The sequence below is a fragment of the Frankia nepalensis genome (assembly GCF_016786325.1).
Taxonomy (GTDB): domain Bacteria; phylum Actinomycetota; class Actinomycetes; order Frankiales; family Frankiaceae; genus Pseudofrankia; species Pseudofrankia nepalensis.
Genome location: NZ_JADWYU010000049.1, coordinates 1 through 10,685 on the forward strand (window position 1 = coordinate 1; position 10,685 = coordinate 10,685).

Below are 10,685 nucleotides of genomic sequence, written 5' to 3' on the forward strand. Positions count from 1 at the left end.
TGGGGCTTACCCCGGACGATGGCCGGGGCCTTGCCGGGAGCGCACTGGCCGATGGCGTTGCACTTCATGTCGGTACGGCCGGCCTTGCGGTTGGCCTCGGCGACCGACTGGCGCATCTCGGCGTCGGGGTCGACCCGAAAGCCGGTGGGGTCGTTGTAGGTGATCGGGTTGGCGGCTGCGTAGGTGTAGCGGTTGTCGGCCGGGGTGCCGGTCCAGGGCAGGGCGGCTGTGTCGCGGGACAGGAAGGTGGCGGTGGCCGGGTTGTACCAGCGGGCCTGGGCGTTGACGAGGCCGGTGTCGGGGTCGGTCCAGCTGCCCTGGTAGCCGATGCGCAGGTTCGGGTCGCCGGCGACGATGGGGGCGCCGAAGGGGTCGTAGGCACGGTCGTCGGTGAGCGCGGTGCCGTCGATGGTGAAGGCCGCGACGATGTCGCCGTGCTGGTTTTCGAGGGTGGCCCAGTCGCCGCCGGCGGTGCCGGTGCCGAGGAGTTCGCCGGCGGGGCCGCGGGCGTAGGCCGAGGTGCCGTCGACGCCGGGTTCCTTCTCGAGGCCGTCGTAGACGAAGTTCTCGGTGGTGTTGCGGGTGGCGATGCGGTCGAGGCCGTCGTAGGTGTAGTCGGTGGTGACGGGGCCGGCGGTGTGGGAGACGAGCCGGTCGAACGCGTCGAACCCGAAGGTCGTGACCGTGGAGCCTGCGGTGCGGCTGCTCATCGTGCCGCGGGCGGTGTAGAGGTAGGTGGCAGCGCCGTCGGAGGTGAGCCGGTTGCGGGCGTCGAACGTCGCCGCCTGGCTGTTGACCGAGGTCCGGTTGCCGGCGGCATCCCAGCCGTAGGTGGTGGCCGTGCTCGCGGGATCGGTCCAGGAGGTGAGTCGGTCGGCCCAGTCGTAGGTGTAGGTGTGGGTGCCGGCGGCGGCGACGGTGCCGGGGCTGATGGTGGACGAGGTGATGTTGTCGTTGTCGTCGTAGGCGTAGCTCTGGGCGCGCAGCGTGCCGCCCGGGCCGGTCAGGGTGTCGGTGGCGAGGCGGCCGAGGTCGTCGTAGGTGAAGTTGCGGACCGCGCCGGTGTCGCCGTCGTAGTCGATCTCGACGAGTTGGCTGGCGTCGTCGTAGCTGTAGAGGCGGGTGCCGCCGGCGGCGGCGGGGCCGGCGGCGACCAGGTTGCCGCGGGCATCGTAGGAGTAGTTTGACCAGGTGCCGGTGTCGCCGCGCTGGATCATGCGGCCGTCCTCGTCGTAGACGAACGTCGAGGCGCCACCGCCGGCCGAGGTAGGCAGGCCGCGGTCGTTGTAGGTGAACGGGATGCTGCCGGCCGGGATGTCGATCTCGACGAGGTTGCCCGCCAGGTCGTATTCCAGCGCGCGGGCGGCGCCGGTGGTGCCGGTGCCGTAGCCGGTCTCGACGGTGCGCCGGCCGAGCTCGTCGTAGGTCGCGGTGCGGGTGACGCCACCGGGCTCGAGAAGAGTCGTGGGCAGTCCGCTGGCGTCGTAGGTGGCCTGCCAGGTGCGGTCGGCCAGGTTCGGGTAGGCCGGGGTGGACGGTTCGATGGTCTTCTCGGGCAGGCCGAGGGAGTTGAACGTGTAGATGGTGCTGTTGGCGTTGCCGTCGGTCAGGCGGGTGCGGTTGCCGGCGACGTCGTAGCCGGCGCTGCTGGTGATCGACACGCCGGAGGAGACGGGGACGGTGAGGGCGCGCCGCTGGTTGAGGGCGTCGAACGTGGCGGTGGTGGTGTGCCCGTTCGGGTCGGTCGCGGAGGTGACGTTGCCGGCGGCGTCGTAGCCGGTCGTGGTGGTGCGCAGCAGGGTGTCTGTGGGTGAGTACTGGGCGACGGCGGTGGTCCGGCCGGCGCGGTCGTAGGTGGTGCGGGTCTCGCGGCCGAGCGGGTCGGTCGTCGAGACGAGCCGACCGACATGGTCGTAGCCGCGGGTCGTGGTCTTGCCGAGCTCGTCGGTGACCGCGACCAGGTCGCCAGCGCCGTTGTACTCGGAGATGACCGACGCCCCGGTGGCGACGTTGGAGGGCTTGACGACGCGGACGACGTCGCCGGCGTCGTTGTAGACGGTGTAGGCGTTGAACGTGGCCAGCGGGGAGCGTTCGGTGGTGGTGGTGGCCCATTCGCGGTCGAGGTCGTCGTAGGCGTGGAACGTCCACGCGCCGAGCTGGTCGACGGTGCTGATCACGTTGCCCGCGTCGTCGTAGACGGTCCGGGTGACGCCGGCCGAGGGCGCGCCGCTGGCCTGGGGTTCGGTGACGGCGACCGGCCGGTCGCGCTTGTCGTAGACGATGGTGGTGGTCTGGCCGCGGGTGTCGATGTGGATGGTCGGGTTGTTGTTGTCGTCGTAGTACCACTGCTCGGTCGGGACGATCGGGCTGCCGCCGCCGGGTGGGGTGTAGGACGGGTAGGTCTTCTGGGTGACCCGACCGAGGTGGTCGTAAGCGGTGACCGTCACCTGGTTACGGGCGTCACGAACATGGGTGACCTCGCCGAAGGTGTTGTAACCGACCTCCTCCGACGGCCGGTCCGTCGTCGCCGAGCCACCGTTCTGCTCGACCTGCACCGGCGGATGGATCGTCTGGACCACGTTGCCACGCGCGTCCGTGACGAGGTCGGTGACATAGGCCGGGTCCGGCGGGCCGCCCGACACGTAGCCGCGGGGGTCGACCGAGCTGACAACGAAACCGCGCTGGTCGCGGACGAGCGCGCTGGTGAACCGGTCGGAGCCGTCTCCGAACACGGTCGTCGTCGCCAGCCGGTTCGCGTCGTCGTAGGTGTACTCGGTGCGACGGGTGTTCGAGGTGCCGTCGGCGCCGGACTCGTCGAGCAGCGGGTTGCCGGCCGCGTCATAGGTGTGCGCGGTCCAGCGATGCAGCCCTTCGGGGTCGACCGCCTGGGACTCCAGGCTGCCGTCCTGCGCGTAGGTGGCGCTCGTGGTGCGCAGCCCGCCGGCGGCGATCGTGGACGTCTCGTTGCCGGCCCGGTCGTAGTGGTGCTCGGCGAGCACCAGGTCATAGGCACCGGCCTCCGACAGCTGCCCGGTGGCCAGGTCGGGGGGCCGGTAGCCCTGCAGGATCGTGCGGTACGGCAGGTCGTCCAGGTAGTAGGTGTGGCGGGTGACGCGGCCTTCCTCGTCGGTGACGGAGGCCAGCCGGCCCGCCGGGTCATAGGCCCGTGACTCGATGAACTCGTCGTGGGGAGCGCTGCCGGCGACCGGGTCGTCGACGAAGTCCTCCACCACGGTCATCGCCAGCAGGTTGCGGACGGTGTAGGTGTAGGCGGTGACCGTGCCGTTCGGGTCCGTCGACGTGGCGACGTTGCCGTTCGGGTCGTACGTGGTCGCATAGGTCGACCACGGGAACGAGCCCGCACCGTCAGTCCGGTAGATCTCCCGGTCCGCGTCGTCGTAGCTGTATTCGGTGACGCGGGCGGTGTCGCCGCCGGTGGAGTCGGAGACGGTGACCTGGATCAGGTTTCCGTTCGCGTCATAGCTGTTGGTGGTCACCGGGGTGTGCACGACCGAGGTGATGAGGTTCTCCACGCCCGGCTGGGTGACCTGCGCGACCCAGCCCAGCTTGGTGTAGGCCGTGGTGGTGGTCAGACCGGCGGGGAAGGTGTCGGAGATTTCGGTCGACGTGACCTGCCGGCCCAGCTCGTCGTAGGTGTAGGTGTGGACCAGCCCGGCCGGATCCTGTTCACGGCGCAGATCACCCTTCACGTCATAGCCGAAGGTCGTCGTCTTGCCGCGCGGGTCGGTGTGGGTCAGCAGAAGGCCGCGCGGGACCGTGCCGCCGCTGCCCGTGGCCGCCTCGGTACCGGTGGAATAGACCCAGGTCTCGGTCCGGCCGGACGGAAAGGCATCGGTAGCCGGGGTGGTATGGCCGATCAGCTGCCCGTAGGAGTCGTACTGGTTGGTCGTGGCGAAGGTGTTGTCCGTCGGCGAGCCCGAACGGCCGTCGCGGTAGACGAGCACACTGTCGTTGCGCGGGTCACCCGGGGAGCCCTGGTAGTACTCGTAGAACTCCGAGATCACTTCCAGGTCGGTGTCGTCGACGAGGGACCGGACCCGGGAGCGGGTCAGCACATTACCGTGGTCATCGGTGTCCGTCTGGACCATGTTGCCGTTCTCGTCGATGACCTGGTAGAGGAACCCGCGGTCGTTGTAGACGAAGCTGCGTTCCCCGATCTCGTCGCGGACCGAGACCAGCTGGCCGTTGTCGTACTCCCAGTCCTGGTCATGGTCCTTGGGATCGGTGACCCGGACGATCGTGGTCGGGTCGGTGTCGGTGGTGAGCCTGGTGTAGGTGGTGCGGTTGCCTTCGCCGTCCTCTTTCCAGGCGACAGTGTCGTCGGGGCTGTTGTAGCCGACCTCCATGTCGACGTTGCCCTTGGGCAGGGTGATCCGGTCGAGCTTGCCATTGCCCGCGTAGCGGTACTGGGTGGGGTTGGCGGAATGCGGGGCGGTGACGGAGGTGAGCTTGTCGCCGGTGTAGGCATACGTCCAGGTCACCGGTCCGCCGTGGGCGGCGACGCTCTGCGTCGACACGGAGGTGACGTGGGTGCCGGTCCAGGTGAACGACAGCGACCGGGCCGTGGTCAGGTTCGCGACCGTGGTCAGCTTCGCGTTGGAGTCCCAGGTCAGTTCGAGCTGGTTGCCGGAGACGTCGGTGATCCTGGCCAGGCGGCCGTCGGAGCGGAAGGTGTGCGCGGTGCCGGACTTGTCGGTCAGCGTCGTGGCCGCGGTCGCGGTGAACTCGTCGAACCGGCCGGCGCCGGTCGCCTCGGCGAACGGGCCGGCACGGCTGCCGTAGAACACCGCCGGGTCGCTCGCGGACAGGATCTGGGTGCCGTTGCGCTGCACGATGATCGACTCGCCGTAGGTGATGACCTTCAACGTGTCCGACGCGGTGCAGCACAGCCCGGAACTCGACGTCGCCACCAGCGTCTCGGTGCCGGCAACGCGTTTGACCAGCTGCCAGGTCCCGGACGACGGCTGGGCGACCAGACGCCAGTAGTTGTCCGCGTCGGCATAGCGGAACGCCAGCCCCAGCCCGGCCTGCGCGACCGGCAGCTTGAAGGTGAACGCGCCATCGGCCGCCGCCGGCACGGTGGCGACGTTGCGGTTGCCCGACGCGGTCGCCAGGTAGGCCTGGTTCGAGGAGATACCCCAGGTCCCGGCACCCAGACCCGTGCTGGTCTTCCACGTCTCACCGTCGTCGGTCGTGCCCAGGGTCGTCGACGAGTTCGCGCTGGTGAAGACGTCGCGGTGAGCCTCGCTGACAATCGTGACCGAGCCGATCCGCCCGGAACCGATTCCGGTCGCGTACAGGCCCGCCTTCGTCGCCGTCGACAACGCCGAGTCAGTGTGCGTCCCGACGACCCGGTCGTTGCGGTACACCGTCAACGTCGAGCCGACCATCCGCACCGCGAACACGTCGTTCGCCGCGCAGCAGACGCCGGTGAATGTCGCGGCGGTGCTGGTCGTACCGCCTACCCGCTTGACCAGGACCAGCGAGTTGGTCGACGGTTTGACCGTCAGGGCCCACAGGTTGTCGACGTCCTGCACCCGAAACGCCACACCCACGTTGTCCTGCGCGGTCGGGGCGGTGAACCGGACCAGGCCGTCCGGCGGTGCCGGTAGCACCGCCACGCTCGGCTTGAGCACCGCCGCCGTCGCCAGGTAGGCGTTGTTGCTGTTGATTCCCCACGTGCCGGACAGCACTTCCCAGGTCTCGCCGGTGTCGGTGGTCCCGAGGGAGCTGATCGAGTTCGCCCCGGTGAACGACGCGATCTTCGGGCTTGGGGCCTGCACCAGCGCGTACTGGCCATCCTGGGAGACGTAGGAGCCGTCCCAGTTCCGACCGAACCGGCCCTCCCGCCCGTCCGGGTAGCGCACGACCAGGCTGCCCTCACCGGCATCGTCGGCCTTGACGTTCATGTCCCACTGCGAGGTCCACCCCTCGCCGAACATCCCCACATACGGGTTACGCGAGTTGTAGGTCCGCGTCACCCCCGCCGGCGGACCGACGCCGGCCACCGTCACATCCGTCGTCGACGACGTGTAGTTCCCGATCAGCGGCGTCACCGACGCCACCGACGGCACATACGGATCCGCCCCGAAATGCCGGCTCGTCACCGGCGCCTTCACCTCGGTGTACAGGCCGATCGGCGGCGTCCACGCACTCCACGTTCCGAGGAACGACGCCCGGCCACGCCAGTAGTACTTCGTGCTCCACGTCAGCGCCCCCGCGGGCGGCTGCCATGACCCGGTGGACCCGCTGCCCGACACCGAGCCCGACGCCCAGCACGCGCCCGACGCCGCGTCCGGGTTGGTGCAGATCTGGAACTCGTAGGTCATCCCGATCTGGCTGCCGTTCAGCGACAGTGTCGGGCGCAACGAGTCGGCCCGGTGCAGGTCGTCCGGGGACGCGCCCGTCACCTGCGCCCCGCCACCCGCGCCCGACGTCACCCCGACCGGGAACATCGAAACCCCGTGGCCGGAGAACCAGGTGTTGCCCGTCGCGCCTACGTCCTGCATGTCGAACTTCAGCAGATAGCTACCCGCCGGCAACTCGTCGACGACCGCGGTCACGTCCAGGAACTGGCCCCGGCCCACCGTTGAGGGCAGGTCCGTCTGCTTCCCCTGATCCGTGATCAGCGTCGTCCCCGCCGCGTTGAACACGTGATAGGACAGCTTGTAGTCACCGTTCGGCCGCCACGTCTCCGCGCCGTGGTTCGTCACCCGGATCTTGATCCGGCCCTCCTGGGTCGCCGTCACCGGCTGCTCCCACACCGCCGACCCCGACGGAAACGCATAGTCCGCGTCATACGGCGACCACGTCACCGACATCTTCGGCCGGTGGTCCCCCGACGTCCCCGGCGCCGAGCAGGCACAGTCCTTCGACGCGAACTCCTTGTAATGATCGGAGTCCGTCGTCGACGCCCGCACCGACAGGCCGTGGTTGTCCTGCGAGCCGTTGTTCCAGTCCTCGACCAGCTCCGTGATCCGCGGATCGGAAAACGTCTCCCACCCGGCCCCGCAGGAGCCGTTCCCGGCCTGGTGCGAGAAGCTCGACTGCGCGACCTCATCCCCCACCGCCGGCCCCGGCCACACCGCCGCCAGACCGTTCCAGGGCGCCGCCACCTGGTGCAGCGACACCGGATGCGGGTCACAGGCGTCATGCGACGCCTCGTTGTACAGGCTCACCGTCGCCGACAGGATGTTCGCGTTCGCGAGCGCCGGGTCGTTTGGGAACCGCAGATACGCGTGGTTCACATCGCCGCCGGTACGCAGGCCCACCCGCAGCGACGCGTCCGACAGATGCGCCGTACTCGGCGTCGCCGACGACACATAGGTGTCGTCCGCCGCCGCGGACAGCGCCGTCACCGTCGGGTCCACCCGCACCGGGAACACCCGCTCGGGCGCCGAAAGCCAGTCAGCATCCAGCTCGACCCGCAGCACCTGGCCCTTGCCGGCCTCCTCGACCAGTTGGTAGGTCACCCCGTCCGACACCGCCCCGGCGCCGTCCTCCATCCACCCGCGCGGGATCACCGCGACCGCCTTGCCGTCCCGCCCGGCCAGCACCACCTGGCCCGAGGCGTCCAGACTCGCCGTCAGCCCCTGCAGCCTCAGCGGAAACGCCCAACTCGTCGGCGCCCCGGCCGACCGCAGGACGATGACCTCCTTCAACCCGCTGTTCGCCGCCGACAGCTCCAGATCGGCCTGCTCCCGCACCCCGGCGAACACGACCTTCGCCTCGTCGGCCCTCCCCGCCGACCCGGCCGCGCCGTCGAGCCCGAACCCGACCGACACACCCGCACCCAGCTCGACCCGCGCCAACTCCGGATCATCCGCCGCTGCGGCGATCTCCACCGGGGCCTGCGCCGCCCTCGGGCGAAGCCGCCCGTTGTTCTGCTCCGCCAGCCGCGTGTCGATGTCCACCCACCGGCCGTCACGGTCCTTGAAGCGCACCGGCGCCGCCGACACCTCCGTCGTAAACGTCCCGTCTGGGTTCGCGAACACCGTCGACTGCCCGGTGCGCGCCGACTCCACCTCCACCCGGCCGGCCTGCATCCGGCCCGGCTCGCGCGCCCCCACCGTCAGGTCGCCCTGGGCCGGCACCTCCGCGCCCGCCGCCACCTGCGGAACCTGCACCTCGCCCTGCCCCGGCGGGATCCGCACCTCCCGCGGTTCCTCGTCCGGCGTGACCGGCACCGCGCCCGCGACCTCACCGACCTGCGCCCGCACGGCCGCCGGATCCGGCACACCACCCACCGACGTCGCCGACGTCGGCACCTGATGGACCGGCTCCCCCGCCTCGTCTTCGTCCTCGCCGTCACCGCCGATGCTGCCGTCCGACGACTCGGGCAGGTCCACATCCTTGAACGGGTTCTGCTCCGAGATCGGCACCAGGCCGGGACTGGTCACCCGGTCATAGACCACCAGGGACACGCCGGTCATGACCAGCACGGGCACCAGCAGCAACGCCACCCGGCGAGCCCGGGCCCGGCGCCGCCACAGCTTCCGACCAAACGACACCGGACGAAGAAGAGCCGAAAGCCGGCCAGTCATGCGATGCTCCGCGCAGCTCAAAGGGAAAACAGCCAGGGACCAGCACCCACGCGACACGTGGGCTCCGGCAGGCGTATCGCGCGCACGGCGAACACCGGGACAGGACCGGAGAACTGGCACGCGAAAAAGCACGCGCGCCACGGAGACGGCGAAAACCAGGAAACGAAGGCCACGGCCTTCCCCGGCCCACGCGCCATGAACACACAACGCGGCAGACCGGCACTGAGAAACGCCGACGAAACCCCACCCGAGAAACGAGAGGGCAAAATCCGGACACGGTGGCGTGCCCGGCGACATCGCCCGCGGACCCCCGGCCAACAGGCCCGGAGCGCCACAGGACAGTAGATCGAACGAGAGCGGAGCCAAATATGGCGCAAGGCCAACCAGCCGTCAAGCAGATCCAACGGGAACACCGACGGACACCCAGTAGTCACTCACAAGCAACCTCGCGCGCAGACAAGCACCGGTTGCAGGCGACAGTCCGATTGTCAAGCGATAGACCCGCGCCGGCGGAGTTCGGTCAGCCGGCGGCACAGCCGGCACCAGCCGGTCACGTTCTCACGCTCCGCATAGCGAAGAGGCGCACGGTTAGCAGCGCTACCGGAGACTGTCAAGCGGCCACCTCGGACCACCGCCGATCGCCAGGACGGCCGCATTGCCCACGGAGACAGGACCGTGATCCTAAATCTTCGACAGGCCCCTGACCTGCGGATATCGAGATTCCTGAAGATCTTCTATGTGTTCCGCGTGCGTCCTTACCGCTGGCCTGCCATAGTGGCCTTCCCTGTATCCGGCCACTGGAGTGCTCTCCAGGAAACCGCCCACACGCGTTCCCCGAGACTTCACCCCAGCTTCCACTTCACCCACCGTAACCCTCAGGACTGGCAGTAGACCGGGCACGGAAGCACCAGATCTCCTGACTCGCCGAAAGGAACCCACCGGACAGCGAGACCCGCCGCCGTACGGCCACCCGCCGGAAAATCACGTAGAGCGACAAAACGCGGCCAGGCTCAACAGCCCGCACGGCGCCGCGCTATCCGCACGCGGGGACACCGGTATGCCGCCGGCTCCTTCCGCCTACCCGGAAAGGACGGCACAGATGAGCGGGCAGCACCCACCAACCCCCGGGAACGCCCGCCCAACCGACACGGACAGCACCGACAAGCCAGCCAGCGCCACCGCGCCCGACAGCCACCGCCAGGCTCCACCCGTAGACCCGGCACCTCACGGCACACGACGCAAAACCCGGTCACGCATCCGCGTCATCGGCCTCGCCCACGCCATCGGACTGCCCCTGCTCGGCATCCCCGCGATCATCCTGCTCCTGACCTCCGGCCCGGAGCTCTCCTACGAAACCGGCACCGCCGCCCGCACTCCAACCACCGCACCCACCGACGGCGGCTACCCCCTGCCGTCCAACTACACCAGCCACACCGCCCCGGCCTCTGGCGACGACACCGGAACCGGACAGGCTTCCGCCGACACGCTCGCCACCGCCGCGGCCGCCCCAACAGGAAGCAGCGGCCTGATCCGACTCACCGCCGCCGAACGGCAGATCCCCGCCAGGGTTCTCACCGCCTACCAGCAGGCAGCCACCACCCTCGAAACCGAACAACCTGGCTGCCACCTGCGCTGGCAGCTCCTCGCCGCCATCGGCAAGATCGAATCCGGACATGGCGCCGGTCGAACCCTCACCACCGACGGCACCATCACCCCGACGATCCTCGGCCCCCGCCTCGACGGCCAAGGCGACACCGCCCGCATCCTCGACACCGACCACGGCCGCCTCGATCAGGACACCACCTACGACCGCGCCGTCGGCCCCATGCAGTTCATCCCCTCCACCTGGACCGGCGCCGGCCGCGACGGCAACCACGACGGCCGCAAGAACCCGAACACCATCGACGACGCCACCCTCGCCGCCGGCGGTTACCTGTGCGCCCACGGCCGCGACCTGACCAACCCTCGTCACCTGTACGCCGCGATCCGCGCCTACAACCCCTCCGACGCCTACGTCCGCGCCGTCCTCGCCTGGACCAACGGCTACACCACCAGCACCACAGCCACCAGCCCCGACCCCGACCCCGCCCCCACAAACAGTCACTTATAAACAACACCCCT

Annotated in this window: 2 protein-coding genes; one reads left to right on the top strand and one right to left on the bottom strand. The window is 69.5% G+C overall.

Annotated features, from left to right (window positions below; genetic code table 11):
• A partial coding sequence (locus tag I6A81_RS02280; protein ID WP_307874413.1) for a DNRLRE domain-containing protein occupies positions 1 to 8,531 on the bottom strand: 8,531 nt, incomplete at its 3' end.
• 1,132 nt (positions 8,532 to 9,663) lie between these two features.
• Between I6A81_RS02280 and I6A81_RS02285 the strand changes: the two genes are divergently transcribed.
• Positions 9,664 to 10,674 carry a lytic transglycosylase domain-containing protein gene (locus I6A81_RS02285; RefSeq protein ID WP_203010073.1) on the top strand — a complete coding sequence of 337 codons (1,011 nt, stop codon included), beginning with the start codon at positions 9,664 to 9,666 and terminating at the stop codon, positions 10,672 to 10,674.
• The last annotated feature ends 11 nt before the right edge of the window (positions 10,675 to 10,685 follow it).